Consider the following 25,570-nt stretch of genomic DNA (forward strand, 5'->3'; position numbering starts at 1 on the left):
ATGACTGTAAATTCAAAACCGGTTGTAAATTTAAAATCGGTATTTTCGGATAAATCTTTTTTAAAAAACTTATTTATAATTGCCGTACCTATAATATTGCAAAATTTTATAAGCTCCTTTGTAAATATTTTAGACACGATAATGATAGGCCGTTTGGGCACTATTGAACTTGCAGCCGTAGGACTTGGCAATCAATTGTTTTTTTTATTGAACTTGATTTTGTACGGCATAGGTTCGGGCGGCATGGTCTTTACCGCTCAATTTTGGGGCAAAAAAGATTTTAACGGTTTACAAAAAACTTTTGCTCTTTCTCTCATCGTTGCAGTTTTTTTCAGTGCCATCTTTACACTGGCCTGCACTATTTTTCCAAAAGAAATTTTATCCCTCTATTCAAAGGATGCGGCCGTAATCGAAAAGGGGGTAGACTACCTCAGCGTTTCGGCATTTTGCTTTTTGCCCTTTGCGGTAAACTTTATTTTTATGATTACCCTCCGTTCTATAGAAAAGGTAAGGGTCGCTGTTGGGGCAACGCTCGTTTCTCTTTTTGTAAACCTTATACTGAATGCTATTTTGATTTTCGGGTTGTTGGGCTTCCCCGCACTCGGAGTTAAGGGGGCGGCTATTGCAACGGTGGCTTCCAGAGTTACCGAGCTTATCATTCTTTTTTCGGTAACAAAGAAAAAGAAATATCCCATACTCGGAAAACTTAAAAACCATTTTGACTTTGATCTTAAATTTATAAGACAATACTTTGCGATAGTTATGCCGGTTCTAATAAACGAATCGTTATGGTCTTTAGGTATTACCTTTCATCATAAGATATTTGCAGGAATCGGAACATTTGCCTATGCCGCCTACAATATTACAAACACGGTTTCGATGTTGACATGGGTTATTTTTATAGGCTTCGGAAACGGAGTCAGCGTTTTGATAGGGAAAAAAATCGGAGAGCAAAATTATGATGAGGCAAAAACTTATGCGGCAAAGGTTTCAATCTTTGTGCCTTTTGTTGCCGTTTTTGTCGGTGCTATGCTAATTCCGATTTCGTATTTGACTCCGATTTTATTTAATGTAGAAACAGTGGTCTTACAGACCGTTATGAAGCTTTTTATAATTTTAGCCTGTTGTTATCCCTTAAAAGCCTTTAACATGTGTATGCTTGTCGGTATTCTAAGAGCAGGAGGCGATACCCGTTTCGGTATAATCTGCGATACGGCAGTTATGTGGTGTGTTTCCATTCCGCTGGCATATTCTTTGTCGGTTTATACTTCTATTCCGGCATGGGGAATTTATATTTGTCTTTTTAGCGAAGAACCTTTTAAGGCCCTTCTGGGGCTTTGGCGTATCAGGTCAGGTAAATGGCTCCGTTCGGTTACGGATTAAGGATTGGGAGCTTTGTTAAAAGTTCTGTCTAGGCCGTTTTCCATATTTTGCCTGAGCCGTCAGCTTTTTCGAGAGAAGGCGTACATTCTCCGTTTACAAAAGCGTAATCGTTTTGTAGAGGTTTATAGTTTTCGATTTTGTCTTGAATGCTTTTCAGCATCTTCTCCCTGTCTTTTGGAAGAATTCCCCTTACCCTAAACTCCAGATAATCGTGGAAGCCGTCATAAAAAATAGGATTGTCCTCATCACCTAAAAGCTCGATCAATCTTTTTTCTTCTTTAAGGTTTTCCATCTCGCTTGCAGCTTCATATTTTCCCGCCTCTATATCTTTATAAAGAGGACCTTCTTTGTGGAGAAACATTGAAAAATTTATGACGCGGATTGGTTTTGTCTTGTTTAAAAATTCTGCCGTTGCTTCGGCATTTTCAATGCTTCTGTCTTTTCCTGCAATGCCCGTCATAATGTGGGCTCCGAAAGAATAGCCGTGCCCTTGTATTTTAGATACAGCCTTTTCAGCTTCAGCCCTTGTGTGATCCTTGTTCATAAATAAAAGAACATCTTCCAAGCCGCTTTCTATTCCGATATAAAGAGTTCTAATGCCCTGTGTATATAGGGTTTCCAACTCGGCATCGTTTTTTTGTAAAATGCCTGTGATTGTCGCATCCATGTTTATGCAATTACAATCGGGAAAATACTTATGGATTAAATTCAATATTTTTAAAAGATGTTCAGTTTTTAAATTGAAGGCGCTTCCGTCTCCTAAAAAAATTTTTGAAAGATTCCCGTTTAAATTTTTTACGCGTATAAGTTCCTCTTCAATTTCTGAAAGAGATAAGTCTCTATATTTTATGTTGCGGAATAAATTACAAAACTTACACTTATTATATGAGCAGCCTACCATTACGGGAAGCATAAAAGAAGAACGCTCCATAGGAGGCCTGCAAATTCTACCTTCATATTCCATAAATTACCCTCTTTTATATTATACATTCATAATGTTGGAGATTCAAGGTGACGATTTCAGTGAAAGCTGTTTTTAATTGGTAATTGTGTTTATTTTGCAAGCCGGCGTACCAATCCAAGCCCTAAGCAGTGCGGTACAACCAGCGGAGCTTCGAGGCAAAAAACACCGCTTTGACTTGAAATGCCCGTAAGGGAACGGAAACAGGAAAAACAACAAATGAATTTACAAGGGAGCCGGTTCTCTTATCAGTTTAGTTCCTGTACCGGTAACTAAACCTTACCGCCCCCATGCCGAAAAAATTTCCGGCATGGGGGCGGTTTTTTAATTTAAAAATTAATAGTGTTAAGCCTGTTTTTTTAAAGTACCGTCAGGTTTGTAGAAAATACCTCTGAGTATCAAGGCCAAGGCACCGTCACCGGTTACGTTACATGCGGTACCGAAGCTGTCTTGAAGAGCAAAGATAGCTATAAGCAAGCCTGTTCCCGTGCTGTCAAAACCTAAAACGCTTAAAACAAGACCCAATGAGGCCATAACGGTTCCGCCGGGTACACCGGGTGCTCCTACTGCAAATACACCGAACAAGAATGAGAATAAAATCATTGTTCCGAAAGAAGGCAGCGAACCGTAAAGCATTTGAGCTATTGTCATACAGAAGAATGTTTCCGTTAAAACCGAACCGCAAAGATGGGTTGTAGCTCCAAGCGGAATTGCAAAGTCTGCAACTTCTGAAGGAAGAGCATCCGATTTATGAGCGCAGCGTAAGGCTACGGGAAGAGTTGCAGCACTGGACATAGTTCCTACAGCTGTAGTATAAGCGGGGCCGTAGTGTTTGATAACGTCTAATGGATTTTTCTTTGAAACTGCTCCTCCTATAAGGTAGAGAACAGTAAGCCAGATAAAGTGACCGATTAAAACGATAACGATAACCTTTAAGAATACGGGTAGCTGTTTTGTTAAACTTCCGCTATAGGCCAGTTCTGCAAAGGTTGCTGCAATAAAGAAGGGCAAAAGAGGAACAACTATGCGGTTTACAATTTCCAAAATCATCTTTTGGAATTCTACTAAAACCTTTTCAATGGTTTCGGCTTTTGTCCACAATACCGAAATACCTACAAGGATAGCCATTACCAATGCTGTCATAACCGGCATTAGAGGCGGAATAGATAAAACGAAGGCCGTTTTCGGGATGTCTGCCAATGCACTCATAGAGCTGGGTACACGCAAAAACGGAATCAAAACATATCCTGCAATAGCTGAGAAAATTGAAGCTCCGACAGCGGATATATAGGACAAACCTAGAAAGGTTCCCAACATTTTTCCTGCATTTTGCTTTAAACCGCAGATTGCAGGAGCGATAAAACCGAAGATAACCAGAGGTACGATAAAGAAGATAACCGAACCTAAGATTGCCTTAATTGTGTTAATGACGGCCATAACAGATGCCGGAACAAAGAGTCCAAGCAAAATACCTGCCGCAATACCGATACCGAGTTTGGGTAAAAGCCCAATCTTTTTTTCTTTTGCCATAAAAAACTCCTCAAGTTTTTATTATTAGGTATAAGAATTATACTTTGCACATTCTAACAGCTTTAAAACGATTTGTCCATAAGGCAAAAAGACTTCAACATTTTTATCCGCCTTTCTTATTGAATATTACACCTCAAATTGTTATATTATATGGACAATTACAGGAGTTATGATGAAATTATTAGATATACAAGGACTTCAAATGTCGGTTGATGAGAAGCAGATTCTCAAAAACCTTAATTTGAGTATAAACAAGGGCGAGGTTCATGTGGTCATGGGTCCGAACGGAGCCGGAAAATCCACCTTGGCTGCTGCCATAACGGGGAATCCTCGATACACAATCGATGCAGGTAAAATCTTTTTTGAAGGTGAGCTTATAAATGATGTTCCCGTTTATGAACGGGCTCGTAAAGGTATATTTCTTTCTTTTCAAATACCTGAAGAGGTGCCGGGTTTAAAAATAGAGGAGTTTTTGCGTGCTTCAAAAGAAGCCGTAACGGGTGAAAAAACACCTGCGATAAAATTTCATAAACTTTTATCGGACACAATGAAGCAGCTTAAAATCAACCCTGCATACGCGAACCGCAGCTTAAATGTCGGGTTTTCGGGCGGAGAAAAAAAGAAAAACGAAATCTTACAGCTTGCTATTCTAAACCCGAAACTTGCAATCCTCGATGAAACGGATTCGGGGCTGGATATTGACGCTACAAAGATAGTCTTTGAAGGCGTTTCCAAAATACGCACCCCCGATATGGGAATTTTAATCATTACCCATCATAATAAAGTTTTAGATTATATAAAGCCCGATTTTGTACACATTCTTGTTGACGGCACTATTGTCAAAACAGGCCGTCTTGAGTTGGTAGAATATATTGAAAAGAACGGGTACGAAAACATAAAAGAAAGCCTATGAGTAAAGCCATAAACCAAAACACAGATAAAGCACCGGAGGATGCCGCCCTCTTTCAAGAAAGAAAGCGTACATTTGTTTCGGATATAGAACGCGGAGTCTATGACATAAAGGACAGCATCGATTATAAGTATTCGACAGGGCTCGGTTTAAACGAAGAAGTCGTAAAGAAAATATCCGCACGCAAAAATGAGCCTGAGTGGATGCTGGACTTGCGTCTTAAATCCCTAGTATACTTTAATGAGCGGCCCATGCCGGACTGGGGAGCCGATATTTCCGATTTGGATATTCAAGAGATAATCCACTACATTGTTTCCGACACAAAACCCTTGGCCGAAACTTGGGATGACGTTCCGGAGGAAATAAAAAAGACCTTTGACAGGCTGGGCATTCCCGAAGCCGAACGAAACTCCCTCGCAGGAGTGGGTGCCCAGTATGATTCGGAAGTCGTTTACCACAGTCTAAAAGAAGACTTGGAAAAACAGGGCGTAGTCTATTTGGATATGGAAACGGCCGTTCACAAGTACGAAGATATAGTAAAAAAGCATTTTATGCAGCTTATAAAGCCGAATGATCATAAATTTGCAGCCCTCCACGGTGCCGTTTGGTCGGGAGGTTCCTTTGTGTATGTTCCCAAGGGTGTAAGGGTCGAGCTTCCGCTTCAATCCTATTTTAGACTGAATGCCCAGCAGTCGGGGCAGTTTGAGCACACCCTTATAATTGTAGAAGAAGGAGCCTACCTTCACTTTATCGAAGGATGCAGTGCTCCCAAATACTATAAAAACGCCCTCCATGCAGGAGCCGTCGAGCTCTATGTAGGAAAAAAAGCAACCTTGCGTTATTCAACAATCGAAAACTGGTCGCGAAACCTATATAACTTAAACACCAAAAGGGCCATAGTCGAAGAAGACGGAGCTATTGAATGGGTTTCGGGTTCGTTCGGTTCAAGGGTTACCATGCTTTATCCTATGAGTATCTTAAAAGGCGACCGCTCCCGTTCGGAATTTACAGGGGTTACCTTTGCTTCGGAAGGGCAGTGCCTTGATACGGGAACAAAGACCGTTCACATCGGAAAAAACACCGTTTCGGAAATGCGCTCCCGTTCCATCGCAAAAAACGGCGGGGAAGCAAACTACCGAGGCCTTTTGTCCATAGGAGCAAATGCAACCGGAGCTAAGGCTGTGGCCGAATGCGAATCCCTAATGCTTGACGATAAATCCCGCTCCGATACGATTCCGATTATAGAATCCCATATCGATGATGTAGACATAGGCCATGAGGCTAAAATCGGAAGGATAAGCGAATCAATGGTGTTCTACCTTATGCAAAGAGGCTTGGATGAGGCCGCCGCAAAATCCCTTATCATCAAGGGCTTTGTCGAACCTATCTCCAAGGAACTGCCTTTGGAATATGCCGTTGAGTTGAACAATCTTATTACAATCGAATTGGAAGGAACTATAGGATAGATATGAGTGATAGAACTTATTTTAAACGGCTTGACTACACAAAAACGGATATCCCTTCAAAGCCTTTTTGCAATTTAACCTGCAAGGCCAACGGCTGTACCAAAGACTGCACCGAAGCTGAAAATATAGAACAAATGCCGATTGAGCAATTTTTAAAAACAGCCCCTTCGGAAAATATAGAAAAATTCTTTGATTTTACGAAGACAAAACGCGAAAAAAATTGCGGTCTCGGAGACAACTATGTTCAAGAAGTAAAGGATAAAAGGAATTCCGGTATTTATATAAGAGTAAAAAAATGCGAAGATAAGGAAAAGATCGCCAATGTTCTAATCCATTTTACAATGGATCAAGCCAATAATGTTCTTTATGACCAAAATCTGATTGTAATTGAAGAAGGGGCAAGGGCTAAAATCTTTTTTTATCATGATGTAAAAGAATACGATTGCTCAAAGGCCAATATTTTTAGAAACGGCCTACTAAGCATAGTTGCCGAAAAAAACTCTCAAGTAGAATTTATAAAGGTACAAAACTTAAGTCACTGCGGCATCAACTTTGAAACCGTAAAAATTTCTGCAATGGAGAAGGCTCAAGTTACCCTTTACGACATTCAGCTTGGAGCAAAGATAAACGGAGCTTCGACTTCTACCTATATGCCGGAAGAATGGGCTGATGTTCAAATATACCCCCTCTATTTTGCAGATAAGACCAGACGCATCGATTTGGAGCAAAATTTTATCATCAACGGAAAAAATTCTCTAGGTGCAATTACTGCAAAAGGAGCTTTAAAGAACATGGCTCATAAAATGTTCCGGGGCAATATCTTTTTAAACAGGGGCTGCTCAAAGTCCATTGCAAGGTTTTCGGATAACACGATTATGCTCGATAAGACCACTGTGGGGGCTACAATCCCTACAATCTTTTGCGATGAAGATGACGTTATAGGAGAGCACGCTGCGAGCTTTGAGGCGGTAAACAAGGCCAAGCTTTACTACCTTATGACCCGCGGTTTTGACGAGCTGAGTGCCAAAAAGCTCTTAATCGAGGCAGCTTTTAAACCTGTTTTTAACCGCATTGACGATGAAACTATAAGAGAAAAGCTCTTAGAGGAATTCAGGATAAGCTTAGATGAGATAAGGGATTAAAAATGTGCCTTCTTTTATAGGGGCTCTTTAATACTTAATCCTGTAGATTTTGCCATCATAGGCGAGGGTTTGGGGGAAAGGAAAACTTTTATCCGAAAAAGTTTTCCTTTCCCCCTAATTTTTAGAAGGGCCTATCAGCCAAATACTTGTATTCTTGCCACTGCCTCTTAGCCTTAGCAACAGCCTTATCCAAGAGCATTTGAGCTCTTGCAGGATCGGCGTTCTTTAAGGTCTTAAAGCGGACTTCTTTGTACATAAAGTCGGCAAGATTAAAGTCGGGTTCCTTGCTGTCAAGCTGGAAGGGGTTTTTGCCCTGCTCGACAAGTCTCGGATCGTATCTGTACAAGGGCCATAAACCGCAAGAAACAGCTTCTTTTTGGTTTGTCATACCCTTTGTCATGTTGATACCGTGGTTGATACAATGACTGTAAGCGATGATAATCGAAGGTCCGTCATAGCTTTCGGCTTCGCGAAAGGCTTTGATTACCTGACTCATGTTTGCACCCATAGAAATATGAGCGACATAGACATAGCCGTAACTTATCGCCATCATGCCTAAGTCTTTTTTGCTTACTTCCTTACCTGAAGCGGCAAATTTTGCAACTGCACCGATAGGTGTAGCTTTTGACATCTGTCCGCCGGTATTCGAGTAAACTTCAGTATCCATTACAAGAACATTGATATTTTTACCGGAAGCAAGAACGTGGTCCAAACCGCCGTATCCGATATCGTAGGCCCATCCGTCTCCTCCGAGGATCCAAACGGAGCGTTTGATAAAGTGGTCTGTTAAAGAATCCAGCTCTTTAGCCAATTCATCCTTTGAACCTGCCAATTCTTTTTTAAGCTCTGCAACAAAGGCTCTCTGGTCTTCAATAGCTGCATCATCTTCTTGAGCGTTATTGAGAATCTTGTCGATTACGCCGGCTGCAATACCCTTTGCTTTTACCTTAGCGGCAACTTCGCGGGCATAAACTGCGAGCTTATCGCTTGTCAACCTCATACCGTAACCGAATTCTGCTGCGTCCTCAAACAAGGAGTTAGACCAAGCCGGGCCTCTTCCGTCACATCGTTTTGTATAAGGTGTTGTGGGCAGGTTTCCTCCATAGATTGAAGAACAACCTGTTGCGTTTGCAATAACGGCTCTGTCTCCGAAAAGCTGTGAAAGGAGCTTTACATAAGGTGTTTCACCGCAGCCTGCACATGCGCCTGAGAACTCGAAGAGAGGCCTCTTCATACCGATACCCTTGGGAACGCTCAAATTAAGCTTCTTTACATCAGGATCAGGAATATCGTTAAAGAAGAAGTTCCAGCTTGCAACTTCCTGCTTTCTGTGTTCAACAAAGCTTTCCATATTGATGGCTTTAATTTCGGGATTTTCCTTGGACTTTGCAGGGCACTGCTGAACGCAAAGACCGCAGCCTGTACAATCTTCCGATGAAACTTGAATTGTAAATTTGGCTCCTTCAAATTCCTTGCCCTTATAATCGCAGGATTTAAAGCCCTGGGGTGCCTTTGCCAAAAGTGAGCTGTCATAAGCCTTCATTCGGATACAGGCATGGGGACAAACCATGACACACTGACCGCACTGAATACAGATATCGCTCTTCCAAATCGGAATATGTTCTGCGATAGCTCTCTTTTCATATTGAGTGGTAGCTGTCGGGAAGGTTCCGTCTTCGGGCATTTCGCTAACTCTTATATCATCACCTTTTTGGATAGCAACCTTGCCTAAAACATTCTTTACGAATTCGGGAGCATCGCCTGTGATTGCAGGGTGCATCTTGAGCTTGCTTGTTGCTGTCTTGGGATAATCAACCTTTTCAACTCCCTCAAGAGCCATATCTATTGTCGTAATATTCTTTTGAACGATTTCCGGGCCTTTTTTTCCATAGGACTTTTCAATGAATTTTTTGATTAGGTCTACGGCTTCGGCTTCAGGCAATATTCCGAAGATTTTGAAAAAGGCGGTTTGCATAACAACGTTAATTCGGTTGCCCATTCCGGCTTTTTCTGCAATCTTGATAGCATCGATTACATAGAATTTAGCTTCTTTTTCGATAATCTGCTTTTGAACTTCGATGGGCATATTGTCCCAGATTTCGTTCTTTCCGTAAGGAGCATTCAAAAGGAAGGTTCCGCCTTTTTTAAGGCTGTGGAGCATATCGTATGTTTCAAGATAGCTGAACTTGTGGCATGCAACGAAGTCCGCATTTGTAATTAAGTAGGGCTTTCGGATTGCGTGTTTTCCGAATCGGAGGTGCGAAATCGTAAAACCGCCCGACTTTTTACTGTCGTATGAGAAGTAGGCTTGTGCCTTATTTTCTGTGGCTTCACCGATAATCTTAATAGAGTTTTTATTGGCACCTACAGTACCGTCGGAACCCAAACCGAAGAACATAGCCTGATGCATGTCCTTATCTTCAAGTTTAAAGTTGGGGTCATATTTGATGCTGGTCTTTGTAACATCATCTTCGATACCTACGGAGAAGTTGGTCTTCTTTTCGCCTTCAAGGTTGTCGAATACACCTTTAACCATGGCCGGTGTAAATTCTTTTGAACCTAGACCGTAACGTCCGCCGATGATAACGGGATAATGAGTAAAGGGGCATTTTTTTGCAGCCTGCATTTCGCCGATAGCTGTTCTTACATCTTCGTAGAGGGGTTCGCCCAAGGAGCCTGCTTCCTTACATCTGTCGAGAACTGCAATTCCTTTTACTGTGGCAGGAATAGCTTTTACAAAATGCTCGGCACTGAATGGCCTGTAAAGCCTTACTTTAATAACACCGTATTTTCCGCCCTTGGAATTAAGTTCATCTACCGTTTCTTCAACAGTATCAGCACCTGAACCCATGAGGATTATGATTTGCTCGGCATCTTTTGCTCCGTAGTAGTCATAAAGGTGATATTGTCTTCCTGTAAGTTTTGCATACTTATCCATTTGTTTTTGAACAATTTCGGGAGTAGCAAGATAGTATTTATTTACGGCTTCTCTGCCTTGGAAGTAAATATCGGGGTTTTGAGCTGTTCCGCGAAGTTCGGGATTTTCAGGGCTTAAACCGCGTTTTCGGTGAGCTCGAACAAGCTCATCGCTTACCATTTGGCGCATAATGTCATAAGAAACTTCTTCAATTTTTTGAATTTCGTGAGAAGTTCTAAATCCGTCAAAGAAGTGGAGGAAGGGAACTCTTGCTTCCAATGTGGCTGCATGAGAAATAATGGCAAGGTCCATAACTTCCTGAACCGAGTTGGATGCCAACATAGCCCAACCTGTCTGGCGGCAGGCCATTACGTCCTGATGATCTCCGAAGATTGAAAGAGCACTGCAAGCTACGGCTCGGGCAGCAATGTGGAAAACAGTGCTGGTCAACTCGCCGGCTATTTTGTACATATTCGGAATCATTAAGAGCAAGCCCTGAGATGCGGTAAATGTTGAAGAGAGAGCTCCTGTGGTCAAGGCTCCGTGTACGGCACCTGCAGCACCTCCTTCGGATTGAAGCTCAACAACATCGGGGACAGTACCCCAAATATTTTCTCTTCCGCGGGCTGAATATTCATCAGCGACCTCACCCATCGGACTTGACGGTGTGATCGGGTAAATGGCAATTACCTCGCTTAAAGCGTGGGCAACGTGACCGGCAGCAGTATTACCGTCGATCATTACAAGTTTTTTTTCTTGGCTCATAAAAACCGTCCTTATAAAAGTATTAGGGATTATTCAAGTCTATTACAAAGAGAAAATATGATTAAAAAGCATACTGCGTATAATGGAAATGAACAGTCCTCAAAGAAAGAATATCATAAAACGAATATTTTTTCAAGTGTCCGCATTGTAATAACTTAACGGGTGCTCCGTTGCCGGTCATTCACAGTCCAGCCGGCCTTCATTTATATAAAGGAGCCTGTCACAAAATTGTTCCGCTAAAATTTTATCGTGACTGATAAAAAGATAGCTTGATTGATGTGTATTTTGATATTCTTTTAACAAATGGATAATTTGTGCTTGGCTTACGCTGTCCAACATTCCCGTCGGCTCATCTAAGACAATCAGTTGAGGTGTAATGGAAAGAATCCTTGCTAAAGCCAAACGCTGTAATTCTCCGCCGCTCAATTCCCTCGGGTAGCGGTAAAGATGTTCTTCCCTTAAGCCCAATTCTTTTATATCCCGAATAATTTTCTCCGTTCCTTTTTCTTTTAAATAAATACGGTACGGTTCTTTTAGGCTCTCTATGATGTGCAGTTTGGGGTTAAAAGATATTTCTGGATGCTGAAAAAGGATTTGAATTTTGCGTCTTGTTTCCCGTTTAACGGGATATTTGAGCGGAAGGTTTTCAAAAAACATTTCTCCTTTTGACGGCATTATTAAACCGGTTATAATTTGTCCGATAGTTGTTTTACCGCTTCCGCTGTCCCCGATCAAGCCGACGGTTTCTTTTTTATTTATGTAAAAACTGATATTTTTAATTGCTTCAAAATCTTTTTTGCGGGCATTTTTATATGTTTTAGAAATGTTTTTAAGTTCAAGCATATTTCCAGCACCTTACTTTCCTGTTTTTTTCTATTTCTATCATGGGAGGGGTTTGTTTGCATTTTTCAAAGGCATATTCACAGTTGGGTGCATATCTGCATCCTGTTTCATAAACGGGACGTTGCATACTTTTTGCCTTATACTGTAGACCGTTTTCCGGCATTGCTCTTATTATATCTTCGGTATATGGGTGATAAGGTTTTGCAAATACTTCTTCGGTCAATCCTATTTCTACACTATATGAAGAATGCATAACGCATAGTTTTTTGCTTATGTTTTTTGCAAAGTTAAGGTCATGAGTAACGCAGACATAGGTTTCTTCTTTTAAGAGTTTAAATGCTTGTTCAACCATTTTAAGCCGTCTTGAGTCTAAGCCCTTTGTAGGCTCATCGGCAAATATTAAATGAGCTCCTGCGGAAATGCCCATTGCAATCATAGCCCGTTGCTTCATTCCGCCGCTGTAAGTGTGAGGATATTGAACGGCCCGTTCTTCTTCATTACCTAAATTGAATTTATGTAAAAGGTTTACGGCTTCTGCTTCCGCATTTTTTTTGGAATAACCGTAGTGAATTATAAGAGGTTCTCCTACTTGATAGCCCACTTTAAGAAGCGGATTTAAAGAGTTTCCGCTGCCTTGAGGAATGTAGGATATTTCTTTACCTCTGATGGTGTTTAAAGTTCTGCGGTCAAGGTTTAACAGATTCCGATTCTTAAAAAAAGCTGAACCCTGTACCGTTGCATTTTTAGGTAAAAGTTTTAATACCGCTAAAAGCATAACGCTTTTTCCGCTCCCCGTTTCACCTATAACTGCAATTTTGTCTCCTTCAAAAATATCTAAATTAAAATCTTGAAGAACTTGAGGAGCATTCTTTGAACCGAATGAAACGCTTAAGTTTTCTATTTTGAGAAGAGGAAGCTCAGCTAAGTTTATTTCAGTATTATTCATTTTTTGTGCCGTAATATCCTATAAGCATAAAACCTAAAACGGTAACCGAGATACAGATAATCGGAGGCAGGTACCACCATATTTGTCCGCGCAAAATACTGTGTCTAAAAAAAGCGTACCGCAAAATTGCTCCCCATGATTTTTCGCCGTAGGTTCCTAGCCCTAAAAAACTTAAACCCGATTCCGTTACCATCGCTGCCGAAACGGAAAGTACGCCGCGTATAAGTATTATATCTTTAAGGTTCGGCAATATGTGTTTAAACATAATGACAAAATCGGGGACTCCCAAGGCTTTTTCTATTTTTATAAAAGGCTGTTCCGCAATTTCTTTTGTTTTTGCACGCAGGATTCGTGCGGTTCCCGTCCAAGAAGTAATGCTCATAGCGATAATCAAGTTCCATTTTCCGGGTTTCATAAACGCCACCAACAAGACCGTCAAAGGCAGCCCAGGAACAGACATTGCAATATTGGTAAGCACTGTTATAAGTCTATCGATAATACCGCCGTAATATCCTGAAAGCAGGGCAAAAACAACACCGATACCGGTAATAGTAATTGCCGCAAAAAAACCTACAAAAAGGGAAACTCGAGCACCGTACACCAGCTCGCTTAAAATATCCTGTCCGACATCATTCGTTCCTAAAAGGTGATCAAAACAAGGCTTTTCATAAATATTTCCCATTTCATACGGATCATACGGAGCGATAAAGGGTGCGAAAATTGCAATAATAGCTGCCGTCAAAACAATCATAATCCCCGCCTTAAAAGAATACGGCATTTTTTTTATATTTAAAAATTGTGTCATTGCTCATCCCTTACACGCGGGTCTATTATGATATTGACAATATCGCTGATCCAGTTTGCAGCGACAACGCTTACCGCCGAAATTAAAAAACACAGTTGAGCTGTCGGAAAATCGCGCCTGCTTACCGCGTCAAACATAAGGGAACCCATTCCTTTCCAGCCGAAAATAACTTCAACTATCATCGCTCCCGATAAAAGCCAACCCAGCTGAATTGAAAGAGATGTTGAATACGGAAGCAGTGCGTTGCATAAAACGTGGCGGAATAACACTTTTTTATCTTCCAATCCTTTTGATTCCGCAGTTATTAAATAATCTTCGTTACAGATTTGAGAAACGGAGCTTTTCATAAGCATAAAATTTCCTGCCGTACGCGAAAGAACTAAAATGATAAGCGGTAATGCCATATGGCTTAATAAACTCCAAATCCGCTCCATCCCCGAAAGCCCCGGTCCTACCATTCCGTTTATAGGAAATATTTTAAGCTTGTACGAAAATATGATGAGAAAAATCAAGCCTATACAGTTCGATGGAATTGTGTTTACAAACAAAAAAAACGGAGTCGTAATGCGGTCGAAAATTCCTTTTGTCCGCCACCCTGCAAGAGTTCCCAAAACAGCCCCTAAAATTCCGCCCAAAATCCACGTGGGAATAGAAAGCAGTAAAGTGCTTTTTGCCGCCCTCAAAACGTTTTCTGAAACGGGCTGATGATTCGAATGAGCTCGTCCAAAATCGAGCGTTGCAATACATTTTAAATATTTTTTATATTGCACCCATAACGAATCATCAAGTCCGAATTTTAATTTTAATGCTTCAAGTTCGGCAGGGTATTGATCCAAAAGATAATAGTATTCTTCTTGCCCAACCAAATACATAATGGGTTTCCCCGGCATGATATGAATGAGCAAAAAGCTGAGCGATATTATCATATAAACCGTACACAGAGCGTACAGAAATTTTTTACCCGTTGATCTCATTTTGTCTTTGAAGCTTTATTTTTTTATTGTTCTAAGCTCAAACCATGTTGTCGGATGGATGACACCCCAAGAAGGATAGTTATCCCAGCCCTCATACTTATCCGTTCTATATGGGAAAAAACATTTTTCCCAACAAAGAGCCTGAGCAAAAGCTACGTCGTTTGCCATAGATTGAAGTTTTCTTACATTTTTGATGTAGGTCTCATCATCGGAAGCCCGCTGCATGGCAAAAAAGGTGTCTTTAAATTCGTCATTATGAAAGGTTCCCCAAATCCATGTATTTTCACCTTCAAATCTGGGATCGGCTAAAAAATACCTAAAAGCACTTGTATATTGAGCCATTCCCGAAGTGGTATAGCCGATTGAAATATCATAATTTCCGTCAATTATATTTTGCTCCCAAACTTCGTCGTTCCTTAAGCTTTCTTCATCGACATAAGTCTTAACGCCTATGTTTTTTAACGAGGCCATAATTACATCGGACATGCGGTTAAACAGTTCCTTATTTCTAGTTGAAAATTGCTGTGTTACCATAACTTTTAATTCGGAACCGTCCGGGTATTCTCTAAATCCGTCTCCATTAATATCTTTGTAACCGGCTTCATCCAAAAGCCGTGCTGCTTCTTTTATGTCTGTTTTAAGAATGGGTAAAGACGGGTCAAAGCCTTTACATGAAGGAGGTATAATGCCTGCACCCGGAGCCGTACCGTACGATCCGTTAATAACGGCGGCAAGTTTACCGTAATCGAATGCAAGCCTGCAAGCCTTTCGGAAAGCAATATCTGTACACGGCTTTCTTTCCATTCCATATGTAACCTGATAGTTTCCGGCATAATCGCTTTCACCGAAATCTATTCCGTCGGTTCCTTTAAAAGAATCGATTACGGTAACATCAACGGAATTTGCATAATTGAACATAGCATCTATTTCTCCGTTTGCCATTGCGAACATAAGCGTATCTTCACCCGAATAAGTCTGTACGGTAATTTTGTCAACGGTAAGCTCTCCCAAAAAGGCATTTTGAGGAACAGCTTCATAAACGGACGTTTGAGAATCTTTATCGAGAGAAACAAGACGATAAGGGCCGCAGCCTAATGCGGCATCCTTTCCATTATATTGGCGATAATCTTCAACCCCTTCCCAGACATGTTTAGGAAAAACAAAAGCGCTTAAAACCGCATTATTAATCCAATAATAAGCATCAGGCTCCGAAAAGGTAAGAGTACATTCGTTTTCTCCGGTAATTTCCCATTTTTCTAAGTTTTTTAAAGAACCGGTTTTTCTTACGTTTTTCATAAAATCAAATGTAAAAAGAATATCGTCTTTTGTAACCGGCTTTCCGTCATGCCAAACAGCCGTAGAAGGAAAAGTAAAAACCAATTGTTTTGCATCTTTGGAAATGCTAAAGGACTTAAAAAAATACGGGTGTATTTTTCCGTTCTTATCGCTGTATACAAAATGTGCTTGCGTTAAAGCGTTGTACTGTAAGGCGTCTGGTCTCTGCCTTTGCGAGCTGAAATCGTTTTGCTGAGCTAAATTAGTACCGATAACAAGATTTTCAACGTGCCCGCCTTTTTGAGCTTGCTGAGCTAAATCGGTTTTAGAACAAGCAGCAGACAGAACAAGAGCTGCAAATGCAGCCGACAAGATTTTAAAAAATGAGTTTTTCATAACCCCTCCAAAATATTACCGATATCCGCTTTAATGCAACAAATCCTCTCACAGGAAAAACCTGCAAGAGGATTTGTAAATACAAGGAAGCACCATACAATGCCGATAAGTATCTGCAATCCTCCCCGTCTCTCGCAAGGAGCAAAAGCTAAAATCATTAGGGCAAGTCTTCCGGCTTAAAAGTCATCATTCTTTTCGCCTTCCCAAAAAAATCAGTGGCATATTGAAAAGAACTCTTTAATTACGGCAGCGGGACTGCATAGGATTTTCACCTATTTCCTTTTTAATCGGCAATTACGCCGAACCTTAATGTGATTTCGGTTATTTAATTTTAAGGAAACTATTTTCCAATGGGAATAAGTATATCCTTTTTTTATATTTGATACAAGAGCCATAGTACGGAAAACATAAGCCTCGCTCAATTGACTAAAATCGTTTTTTTGTGTACAATAGTAAATTGAGGATATTATGAGTGAAAGACCCATACAGAGTAAATTGAATAATGCATTAAACATCCTCAAGCAGGGAGACTTAAGAGGTTCCTATGCCGAGCTTGAAAGGTTATTGAAGAATGACCTTGAAAATGCGGAAATTGACTATACTCTAAAGGGTGTGCGGTTTTGGGAAGATAAGCTTGAAAAAGCAAAAAAAGCTTCTACTCCTCTAGAAAGGGCAGAGATGATGATTTCTCAATGGAAGCCCTTTTTAGCTTATATTCACCGTCAGGGAGAAGAAAAAGAATTTATCATATATTCCTTAAAATGTGCTGTTTTTACGATTGCTTTGGAATTCTATGCAGATCTATTTAATGAAGAGTCAGAGCTGCCTGATGCAGAGCCTTACCGTAAAATAGGTCTTTGTTATAAGGTTCTCGGAAACTATGAAAGGGCTCTTGATTTTTTAAGGTATGCCGCCGAGATAGACAAGAATTCGGGATCGGTTTTAGCGGATTTGGCCGATTGTTATGCCCTATATGGGGAAATAAAATTTGCAAAAGCTTTTTTTAGAGAAGCCTTTTTTATAGACCCTGAAGGGATTGAGCTTCAATTTCTTGAGTCTGAAATTATTTGCAGGCTTATTAATAGAGTTTATAATCTTGGCTACAGGGTTGAAGATATTGCTGATTGGGTGCCTATTTACGGCGTTATTGACGGCGTTTTCAATGTAAAGCGTGAGCTCAGGGCCTTTGAAGTAGGGCAATTAAAGCAAAACATCTTTTTGATGGAAGGAGAGGTTCAAAATGCCTCTCAAGAACAAAAACATAAGCTTGTTCCGCGTTTAATAAACCATTATTTTTGGCTGATCGACCATTATGTGAGCGTAAATGAAAGCAAGTCAAAAATAGATGACCTGCTTTTGCGGATAAAAGTATTAGATCAAAATATATATAATTGCTATATGAGATAGCAGATTTTCGGAGGATTTATGGCTGATATACAAAAACAACTGATCGAGATGCTCAATGAAGAAAAATGGACTAGAGCAGCTATAGGCAACTACACAACAAAGAATTTTGAAGATCTATATAAATTAGTATCTACAGCAAAAAAAGAAAATGTTGTGGATGAAATTAAACAAATATGTGATGAACATTTAACACATACAAAAAACAGTATAATAGCTCTTTATATTTCAAGTATAATTTCTCTTTCAAATCAGCTTTTGGATGATTCAAATGTTGTAAGTCTAATCGGAATATTTACCGACAACCACAGAACACAAATAGTTGAATATCTTTGTAAAAAGGTTCTCGAATACGGAGAATCTAAATTTGCCCTCCGGACTTTGGCAGAATGTTATAAGGCTGCGGGAAGTGAAGACCTTTATGATATTTGGGAGCGCTTGGTTAAGGTTGATTATGATGAGGCCGAGGTTGCCAAACTTTTAGCCGAAAAATATGAAAAAGACGGAAATACGGAAAAATCTATAGAATATTATAAAAAAGCCTTATACCGCTTTATAAACCGCAAGCAAATAAACGGTGTAAAAGAAATATGGTCAAAACTTGTTACCTTAATCCCCGATGAGATTGACTTTTTCTTCCGTATACAGGCTAAGATTACCGGTGCTATGGATAACAGCCGCAATTCCATATTGATGCAGGATGTTTATCAATATTACAGGGAAAATGAAAACTGGAATATTTGTATCGATATTTTAAAGCTTATTCTTTCTTACGATGAAAAAGACAACTGGGCTCGTGAAGAAATTACAGAATGTTTTAAAAACAAGTATAAAGATCACAGCCAGCTTGCAGAATGTATTAAGGTTTCGGACTTGAGCCAGCCTTGGCGCCCCGTATTTGATGCTATTGCCGACTTTGAAAAACATATTTCCTTTGATACGGGCTCCTTTGTATTCCACCGCACATGGGGTGTAGGACGCATTGCTTCAATTAAAGACGATGACCTGGTTATAGACTTTGCAAAAAAACGCGGTCACAGTATGAGCCTCAAAATGGGTATTACCGCCCTCCAAACCTTGGACAGAGAACATATCTGGGTATTAAAATCTACGGTCAGCAAGGAAATTCTTACAAAAAAAATAAAGAGTGATCCCGAATGGGCACTGAAGATTATAATAAAGAGTTTTGACAATAACTGCGACATGAAAAGGATTAAGCAGGAGCTTGTTCCATCCCTTTTGACAGCAGGTGAATGGACCAGCTGGAATACAAAGGCTAGAAAGGTCTTAAAAGAAAATCCAATGTTCGGTATCAATCCGGATAATATAGACTTTTACAGCGTAAGAGAGCGTCCCATTGCCGCCGAAGAAAAGCTTTCAAACGAATTTAAAGCTCAAAAGAACTTTTTTGCCAGAATTGAACTTCTCAATGCCTATGATACCTCGGAAGCTTGCGATGATGAATCCGATACCTTCCGCGAAATGCTTGATTATTTTGAAGGCTTCCTAAAAGCCTTTAGTCAGGTAAATGAGCAGGTTATTTGTGCCTATATTCTTGTTAAAGAATTTATTTCCGACAAACAGCTTATCTCGGCCGTAAAACAATATAATTTTGCAGAACTTTATAGCCGTATTGAAGATCCGATGGAGGTATATTCTCAAATAAAGGATAAGGTCTCGATAAAGGGACAGACTCTTCGTCAGAAATTCTTAAAGTACATAAAAAATCTTATTCCCAATTGGGAAAAAGAATATATCAGACTATTCCCCACGGTTTTATCTTCCGAAATATTGGATGCTCTGATAGAGGCCGGCTCTACCGATGATGTAAAGAATTTGGTAAAGGATTGTTTTGAAAACTACCGCATATACAGAAGTGCCGTTATCTGGTTCTTTAAAAATATTCAGGAAGAAGAATGGTTTAAGGAGCTTGGTATCAGCGTGGAGCAGCAGCTCATAGTGCTTATTCACATTCTTGATATTACATATCGTGAAATTGCATCGAGAAGAAATACAACCGAAAATCGAAAAATCAATCATCAGGTACATACTATCCTATTCGGTAAGGATGAGCTTTTACAAAACTTTATAATGGAAAGCGATGTAGATACAATAACCAGACTTTATACTCTTATCGATGACATAAAAGATCTTGATCCTGTAATTAAGATGAATATTCGAGCTAAAATTGTTGAAAAACATAAGGACTTTAAATTCTTTGATATTGAAGAAAAGACTGTTACGGTTCACGGCTTGATAGTTACGGCAAAGATGCTCGATCTTAAAAACAAAGAGCTTATCGAGATTAGGGATGTTAAAATTCCGCAAAATGCCAAAGACATCGGTTTTGCTCTTTCGCTCGGAGACTTGCGGGAAAATGCCGAATATAAGGCTGCAAAAGAAGAACAAACCCGCCTAGGAAATGCTTTGACCAGATTACAGGATGAGCTTGACAGGGCTCAAATTTTTGACCCCACCACTGCAACAGCAAAGAAAGTTTACTTTGGAAGCCGAGTAAAAATCTTAAACAATTTGACAAATCAAGAAGAAGAGTATACAATTTTAGGACCGTGGGAATCGGATCCTGCAAACGGAGTAATTTCTTATATGTCTCCCTTGGGCAACGGATTATTTAACCATAAAAAAGGAGAAGAGGTTGAATTTGAAGTAAATGACGAAAAGAGGAGCTATAAGATTATAGATATTTCTATCGCGGATTTGAAATAATTTGATTGAGACTTGCAGGTCTTGATTTAGACGTGCAAGTCTTCTAACTGCACCCCGAAAGGAGGAAAAAAAATGTTTAAAAGAGTTTCTTTGTGTTTGTTTTTGTTTGTTCTTTTTATACCTATTTTTGCTCAAAATACTGCTAAGACAAATGCTGAAATTGTCATCTTAATGGATACGTCAGGAACTATTCTTCCCTACTATGAAGACATTAATAATCGTGTTTTGTCTGAAATTAACGATAAATTTGTAAGGAAGGGCGATACGGTTCATGTTTTATCCTTTAATGCAGATGCACGTTATGAAATGTCGCAAAAAATTAACAGCGAAAAGGATATGTCCAGGGTTGTTTCAAGATTTTTGCTTCTATACCAGTTGGGAAAGAGTTCTGACTTTTTAACCGGTCTTCAGTATGCCCGCCAATACGGTTCAAATTTACCTGATACAAAAGAAAAAATATTGATTATAATTTCGGATGGAATTTTCAACCCGCCCGAATCAAGTCCTTATAAAAATTATACTGATGATCAGATAAAAAATGAAATAGGGCTTCTCGCAGGAAGTATCAGAAAAAAAGGCTGGAAGGTTTATTATGTTAAACTGCCTTATCCTGCCGATGCCGTAATACGAGGCTTGGACGGCCAAGAATTTTATAATCCAGGAAACGGATATGCCGGAACAGGCAGCGGCGGTTCGGGTACTCAAGGGTCAGGCAACGGTGGTTCGGGCACTCAAGGGACCGGCAGCTCAACCGGCGGAAGCTCAACTTCAGGAACTTCCGGCTCTACTTCAAGCGGAGGAGGCTATGCCGGCGGAGATTCAAGCTCCGGAAATTCCGGTACTGATCAGGGTGGCTCAAGTGATACCGGAACAGGACAAGGCAGTCTGACCGATGTTTCAAAGGACTTTAAAGAAGCTTCCGGGGCTTCAAGCAGCGATCTTTCCAAGGATAAAAATGACAAGTTTACAATTACGGAAAATGCGGAAAATCTGCCTATAATCAATTTCCCTGACGAAGGGCTTGAAGCTCAGGGTAATAAACTTGCTTTTTCATTTGAGGTAACAAATGACTCCGATGAAGATGTAGAGCTTCATTTAACTCATATTGTCATTGATAACGGTGTTAATATCAGCAAAATACCTGTTGATTCACAAAATACAAAGATAAAAGCTGGCGAAAAGGATGTGCCGATTAAGGTTTCAGCCATTCTTCCTGAGGAATATAAGGAAGGTAATTATAATATTATTATGAGGCTTGAATTTGCAGAAGGAAAGAGGGTTTTACCTCAGGTTATGGAAACCTCCTTAGCCGTTTTCCCAACCAGCTTTCAAAAACTCAAAGATTCCAACGCTCTTTGGTTTATCATTTTTGGAATTATCTTGCTTCTTCTCCTTATATTCTTGATAGTCTTCTTTACAAGGAGAAGAGGTTCAAGCTCGTCCTCCAATCAAGCCCGCTATGCGGCTGCAAGCTCTCAGATCAATTATCAGGAGGAGGATAAGAGGTATCCTCATAAGCTTTCGGATGAAGATGACCATGCAAACCGCTTAAATGCTTTTAATGCTTCATCGAATACATCAATCTATTCTGAAAGCAAAAACTTTGCAGGTGACGGAAGTTCTATGTATTCTGCAGATAATTTAGATCGAGTTGCTGCACAACGACAGGATGATGAAATTTTACGCCGCCGCGTTTTAGCTGCTTCTTTTGCCGCAAAGGAGCCGCGAGGAACATATATGTCTCCAGCCAACTTCTTTGAAACAATAGAAATAAAGCGTAATAAATCCGGCATGACCGAAATCTATGTTCTAAATCAAAATAGAAATATAGGAATGCGTAATATTCATGTTATGAAACCGGGCACGAGTTTGACATTGGGAGGCGGTAAAACCGATAACTTTTTAATCTTCTTAGTGCCATTTCCTGCCCATCTGGCTCAAGTTAGATATGACGGTCAGGATTATCATTTGGCTATTCTTAAGCCTAAGTACTTCCCATATGAGAAGTCGAATGTTGTAAATAACTGTATCGGTAAAACCGTTACCATTGTATCGGATAAGGGATATCATGTTTATTTTACCTTTAGGGAGTATGAAAACCCGACGGAAAAATTAAACAGTATCTTAACGTCGATAAAGTACGATAAGTAATGTTTTAATTATAAAAAAAAGCCGCAATCTTATTTTAAGATTGCGGCTTTTTTGTTTAAGTTGTTTTTAATTTTTTTAAGCTTTAGAAAGGCTTTTATTCCGTTTTTAAAAGTTCTGCTATTTCACTTCTATTCCATCTTAGGGCAACTTGATAAGGTGTTTCTCCTGCCGTATTTTTTACATCAAGCTTTATACCGGGCAGAGCTAAGAGGTCTTTTAAGGTTTGTAGATCTGCAAATTTGGCGGCATAATGCAGCATTCCTTCTCCAAGTGTATCTGTCTGCTTTAATGAGAATTCGGCTGCTATAGGAACGAAGTCGGTATGATGTGTAAAAATCTCCGTTATAGCGGAAACTCCCTTATTGTTGACTATAAAAGGATCTGCTCCTCCCGCTAAGAGTGTCCGTGTTATTTCTTTTTGATTGTTTTGAACTGCAAGTAAAAGAGCCGTTTCTCCGTTTTTATTTCTCTTATTTACGGGATATTTCTTTTTCATAATTCTTTGGAAATAATCAAGGCTTACTTTTTCCTTTACTGCTATGTGGAGAGGCGTGTCCCCATCAGTGTCGGCTAAAAGACTGTCATTGCCGAGTACCAGATCTACAGTTCTTATATTTTTATTTAAGGCGAGGCTGAAGGGTGTTTTTCCGTAGGCATCTTTGGCTAATGGATTGCCGCCTGCATTACGTACAAGAATGAGGCTTTCTTCCGAAATTTCTACAGCTTCATGCAGGGCGGTTCTGCCGTACATATCCTGCTGAACGGGAGATGCTCCATTTTTTAATAAGAGGTCGATAGCTTGGGTTTGATTTGTAAGTACTGCTTCGGATAAGGGGGAGCGGCCTGTTTCATCAGCTGAATTTACGTCAACCTTGGCTTTTAAAAAGATATTGATGAATTTTATTTCGCCCTGTTTAGCCGCTTCATGTAAAACCGTCTTTCCTGCAAGATTTTTTGCATTTATAAGCCTTACATATTCTTCCGTATCCTTTCTTAAAATAAAATCGGCGGATTTATATGCAGACCATCTTACGGCTGCATGTAAAATCGTATTTCCTAAAAAGTCCCTTGCGTCCAAATCGGCTTTTTTTGATAGGCCTTCACCTAATAAGGCTTTTACGGCCTCAGGGCTGTCGGTTCTGACTGCGTTAAAAAGAGGTGTTTCATTATTCGCATTTCTTGCATTTATATCAGCTCCCTTATCGATTAAATAAGGTATCATCGGTAAAATCTGCCATTCTGCAGCAAGATGGAGGGGGGTGTTTCCTGCTCCGTCTCCGGCACCTATTGTGTGGGAGTTTATCATCCAATCTTCTCTACCTTCGCGTAAGGTCATGGCAAATTTTAATGGACTGTCGCCGTTTAGATTGGCATAGAATATGTCTGCATTGTTTGCTATCAATATTTCTCCCGCTTCGCGGTAGTTTTTTTCGGCTGCTATATGAAGGGGCGTGTTTCCCAATTTATTACGAGTATTTATTAAACTCTTTTTTTCTACCAGATAATAAATAATATCGGAACTTGCCCTATGGCTGACTGCCAAGTGAAGCGGGGTAGATCCGTTGGAGTCCCTTTCTGCGCTGTTTTTTTCGGTTACAACATGCTCTACCATGGGCAGGCCTGCGCTTATGGAACGGATAAAGGCGGATTCACCCGACTTATCCTCGGCATGGATATCGGCTCCGTGATTTATCAAAAAATCCACTTGTTGTGTTTGATTTCTGTCGATAGCCAAAATGAGAGGAGTTTGTCCCTTTTTATTTCTTTCATTTATGTCGGCTCCGGCTTTTAACAGCTGCTCGAGGATGTCATCATTCATTCCGATTCGGGCTGCAATGTGAAGGGGTGTTTCTCCGTAGTTATCTTTAAGGTTAGGATTGGCTCCTGCAGTAATAAGCTCGTTAAATAATTTTGAGCGTGAGGCCTCCGGCATAACCAAATGGAGGGCTGTGTTTCCGGATGAGTTACGGCTGTTTGGATCGGCTCCGGCCTGTAATAGCAAGATAGCGGCTTCCGTATTTCCGTTATAAACGGCTTCCTGCATTGCCGTTGAGCTCGAAATATCCTTTACATCTATTGGAACCTTGTTTTTAATTAAGAATTTTAAAAATCCGGTATAGCCCTTTCTTGCAAAAATATGAAGCAGGGTTTCTCCGTCTCCAAAACGCATTGAGTAGTTGCGGGCAAGGCTTGCCGTTTCAAATTCAGCAAAATCCTTTCCCATTGGCTCTATGCCTGCAAGTAAAAGAATGGATGCAATTTCGGCTGAATCTTCAGCATCATTGTGTTCGTATGCTATACCAAGCGGACTTAAGTTCTCCTTATTGTATGCGGTTTCAGGGGGGGCAATAGCCAGAATTTGCTCCGTAAGCTGCTTGTCCATCGCTTTTGCTGCAAGATGCAGGGCCGTGTCTTGATTTTCATCTTTTTGTTTTATGGTTTGAGCCGTCAAAATTAAATTGGGAACATTGTTTTTACAGGCTGTATCGAAAGGCTTTTCGCCCTCATTATCTTTAGCAAATATATTTGCATTATATTCAACCAGAACCTTAACGGCATCATAAGCCGAATTGTTTAAAGCTGCTGCGAGAGGTGTTGCTCCCGTATCATTTTTTGCTTCTATGTCGGCATCCATGTTTATCAAAAGACGCACGATTATAGGATTGTTTTTAACAGCGGCAATATGTAAAAGACTGTTTCCTTCTTCATCCTTCATATTTATGGCAGAGCTGTTAAGTCTTTCTTGCAGCTCTTCCGATTTTCCTGCCTTTATAAGATCAATTAGAGTTTCTTCCTTTGCAGGAGCGGTTTTACACGACATAAAGTTTGCCGTAATTAAAATTAAAATAAATGCGAGTTTAAATATTTTTTTTGTTGTGAGAATAATATTTTGCATAAGCGTATAGCCTCCCCGCTTTAATATCGGCTTTAGTTATAAGCCTCTTTAGAAGGGAATCTTGTAGAAAGGCTCCTTT

General features: G+C 40.1%; 16 protein-coding genes and 1 riboswitch. Of the genes, 7 read left to right on the forward strand and 9 right to left on the reverse strand.

Features of this window, described 5'->3' with window-relative positions:
• Entirely contained in the window at nucleotides 1-1,383 is a 1,383-nt protein-coding gene (locus HO345_RS00170; protein WP_253683299.1) for an MATE family efflux transporter, read from the forward strand.
• A gap of 28 nt (nucleotides 1,384-1,411) precedes the next feature.
• On the opposite strand, the gene HO345_RS00175 is transcribed toward HO345_RS00170, so the two are convergent.
• Both HO345_RS00175 and HO345_RS00180 read right to left on the reverse strand, forming a co-directional pair.
• Nucleotides 1,412-2,347 carry a radical SAM protein gene (locus HO345_RS00175; protein WP_253683300.1) on the reverse strand — a complete coding sequence of 312 codons (936 nt, stop codon included), beginning with the start codon at nucleotides 2,345-2,347 and terminating at the stop codon, nucleotides 1,412-1,414.
• 342 nt (nucleotides 2,348-2,689) lie between these two features.
• A complete protein-coding gene (locus tag HO345_RS00180; RefSeq protein ID WP_253683301.1) occupies nucleotides 2,690-3,874 on the reverse strand; it encodes a dicarboxylate/amino acid:cation symporter in 1,185 nt (394 codons plus the stop codon).
• Between the two features lie 172 nt (nucleotides 3,875-4,046).
• On the opposite strand from HO345_RS00180, the gene sufC reads away from it, so the two are divergent.
• From sufC to sufD, 3 genes are read left to right on the forward strand one after another with little or no spacing between them, the layout of a single operon-like run.
• Nucleotides 4,047-4,787, forward strand: a complete 741-nt coding sequence (gene sufC, locus HO345_RS00185) for a Fe-S cluster assembly ATPase SufC (RefSeq protein ID WP_253684608.1) — start codon at nucleotides 4,047-4,049, stop codon at nucleotides 4,785-4,787.
• Entirely contained in the window at nucleotides 4,784-6,250 is a 1,467-nt protein-coding gene (sufB, locus tag HO345_RS00190; protein WP_253683302.1) for a Fe-S cluster assembly protein SufB, read from the forward strand. Before sufC ends, sufB begins: the two co-directional genes overlap by 4 nt.
• A gap of 2 nt (nucleotides 6,251-6,252) precedes the next feature.
• Nucleotides 6,253-7,392, forward strand: coding sequence for a Fe-S cluster assembly protein SufD (gene sufD / locus HO345_RS00195; protein ID WP_253683303.1), 1,140 nt, complete (start codon nucleotides 6,253-6,255; stop codon nucleotides 7,390-7,392).
• Nucleotides 7,393-7,513: 121 nt separating this feature from the next.
• Here the strand turns inward: sufD and nifJ are convergent, their stop codons facing one another.
• The 6 genes from nifJ to HO345_RS00225 all read right to left on the reverse strand — a co-directional run bounded on the left by nifJ (nucleotide 7,514) and on the right by HO345_RS00225 (nucleotide 16,313).
• Entirely contained in the window at nucleotides 7,514-11,074 is a 3,561-nt protein-coding gene (nifJ, locus tag HO345_RS00200) for a pyruvate:ferredoxin (flavodoxin) oxidoreductase (protein WP_253683304.1), read from the reverse strand.
• Nucleotides 11,075-11,251: 177 nt separating this feature from the next.
• Nucleotides 11,252-11,917: an ABC transporter ATP-binding protein gene (locus HO345_RS00205; RefSeq protein WP_253683305.1), complete on the reverse strand. Its 666-nt coding sequence runs from the start codon at nucleotides 11,915-11,917 to the stop codon at nucleotides 11,252-11,254.
• Nucleotides 11,910-12,863, reverse strand: a complete 954-nt coding sequence (locus HO345_RS00210) for an ABC transporter ATP-binding protein (RefSeq protein WP_253683306.1) — start codon at nucleotides 12,861-12,863, stop codon at nucleotides 11,910-11,912. Before HO345_RS00210 ends, HO345_RS00205 begins: the two co-directional genes overlap by 8 nt.
• Nucleotides 12,856-13,614: an ABC transporter permease gene (locus HO345_RS00215; RefSeq protein WP_253683307.1), complete on the reverse strand. Its 759-nt coding sequence runs from the start codon at nucleotides 13,612-13,614 to the stop codon at nucleotides 12,856-12,858. Before HO345_RS00215 ends, HO345_RS00210 begins: the two co-directional genes overlap by 8 nt.
• Nucleotides 13,615-13,664: 50 nt before the next feature.
• Entirely contained in the window at nucleotides 13,665-14,540 is an 876-nt protein-coding gene (locus HO345_RS00220; protein ID WP_253683308.1) for an ABC transporter permease, read from the reverse strand.
• A 117-nt stretch (nucleotides 14,541-14,657) separates the two neighbouring features.
• Nucleotides 14,658-16,313, reverse strand: coding sequence for an ABC transporter substrate-binding protein (locus HO345_RS00225; RefSeq protein ID WP_010694586.1), 1,656 nt, complete (start codon nucleotides 16,311-16,313; stop codon nucleotides 14,658-14,660).
• A 144-nt stretch (nucleotides 16,314-16,457) separates the two neighbouring features.
• Nucleotides 16,458-16,637, reverse strand: a riboswitch (cobalamin riboswitch).
• Between the two features lie 144 nt (nucleotides 16,638-16,781).
• On the opposite strand from HO345_RS00225, the gene HO345_RS00230 reads away from it, so the two are divergent.
• The 3 genes from HO345_RS00230 (at nucleotide 16,782) to HO345_RS00240 (ending at nucleotide 22,595) form a co-directional block, all read left to right on the forward strand.
• Nucleotides 16,782-17,720, forward strand: coding sequence for a tetratricopeptide repeat protein (locus tag HO345_RS00230; RefSeq protein WP_253683309.1), 939 nt, complete (start codon nucleotides 16,782-16,784; stop codon nucleotides 17,718-17,720).
• Between the two features lie 18 nt (nucleotides 17,721-17,738).
• Nucleotides 17,739-20,444 (forward strand): transcription elongation factor GreA, encoded by a 2,706-nt coding sequence (greA, locus tag HO345_RS00235; RefSeq protein ID WP_253683310.1) that lies wholly within the window; start codon nucleotides 17,739-17,741, stop codon nucleotides 20,442-20,444.
• Nucleotides 20,445-20,516: 72 nt separating this feature from the next.
• Nucleotides 20,517-22,595, forward strand: coding sequence for a vWA domain-containing protein (locus tag HO345_RS00240; protein ID WP_253683311.1), 2,079 nt, complete (start codon nucleotides 20,517-20,519; stop codon nucleotides 22,593-22,595).
• Nucleotides 22,596-22,689: 94 nt separating this feature from the next.
• Here HO345_RS00240 and HO345_RS00245 read toward each other — a convergent pair whose 3' ends face one another.
• Nucleotides 22,690-25,491 carry an ankyrin repeat domain-containing protein gene (locus tag HO345_RS00245; protein ID WP_253683312.1) on the reverse strand — a complete coding sequence of 934 codons (2,802 nt, stop codon included), beginning with the start codon at nucleotides 25,489-25,491 and terminating at the stop codon, nucleotides 22,690-22,692.
• Nucleotides 25,492-25,570 lie beyond the last annotated feature (79 nt).

Source organism: Treponema denticola (assembly GCF_024181645.1).
Taxonomy (GTDB): domain Bacteria; phylum Spirochaetota; class Spirochaetia; order Treponematales; family Treponemataceae; genus Treponema_B; species Treponema_B denticola_A.

Coding starts and splice junctions, on each gene's coding strand:
- HO345_RS00170 (WP_253683299.1), top strand. CDS start 1: ATGACTGTAAATTCAAAACCGGTTGTAAATTTAAAATCGGTATTTTCG.
- HO345_RS00175 (WP_253683300.1), bottom strand. CDS start 2,347: ATGGAATATGAAGGTAGAATTTGCAGGCCTCCTATGGAGCGTTCTTCT.
- HO345_RS00180 (WP_253683301.1), bottom strand. CDS start 3,874: ATGGCAAAAGAAAAAAAGATTGGGCTTTTACCCAAACTCGGTATCGGT.
- sufC (WP_253684608.1), top strand. CDS start 4,047: ATGAAATTATTAGATATACAAGGACTTCAAATGTCGGTTGATGAGAAG.
- sufB (WP_253683302.1), top strand. CDS start 4,784: ATGAGTAAAGCCATAAACCAAAACACAGATAAAGCACCGGAGGATGCC.
- sufD (WP_253683303.1), top strand. CDS start 6,253: ATGAGTGATAGAACTTATTTTAAACGGCTTGACTACACAAAAACGGAT.
- nifJ (WP_253683304.1), bottom strand. CDS start 11,074: ATGAGCCAAGAAAAAAAACTTGTAATGATCGACGGTAATACTGCTGCC.
- HO345_RS00205 (WP_253683305.1), bottom strand. CDS start 11,917: ATGCTTGAACTTAAAAACATTTCTAAAACATATAAAAATGCCCGCAAA.
- HO345_RS00210 (WP_253683306.1), bottom strand. CDS start 12,863: ATGAATAATACTGAAATAAACTTAGCTGAGCTTCCTCTTCTCAAAATA.
- HO345_RS00215 (WP_253683307.1), bottom strand. CDS start 13,614: ATGATTGTTTTGACGGCAGCTATTATTGCAATTTTCGCACCCTTTATC.
- HO345_RS00220 (WP_253683308.1), bottom strand. CDS start 14,540: ATGTATTTGGTTGGGCAAGAAGAATACTATTATCTTTTGGATCAATAC.
- HO345_RS00225 (WP_010694586.1), bottom strand. CDS start 16,313: ATGAAAAACTCATTTTTTAAAATCTTGTCGGCTGCATTTGCAGCTCTT.
- HO345_RS00230 (WP_253683309.1), top strand. CDS start 16,782: ATGAGTGAAAGACCCATACAGAGTAAATTGAATAATGCATTAAACATC.
- greA (WP_253683310.1), top strand. CDS start 17,739: ATGGCTGATATACAAAAACAACTGATCGAGATGCTCAATGAAGAAAAA.
- HO345_RS00240 (WP_253683311.1), top strand. CDS start 20,517: ATGTTTAAAAGAGTTTCTTTGTGTTTGTTTTTGTTTGTTCTTTTTATA.
- HO345_RS00245 (WP_253683312.1), bottom strand. CDS start 25,491: ATGCAAAATATTATTCTCACAACAAAAAAAATATTTAAACTCGCATTT.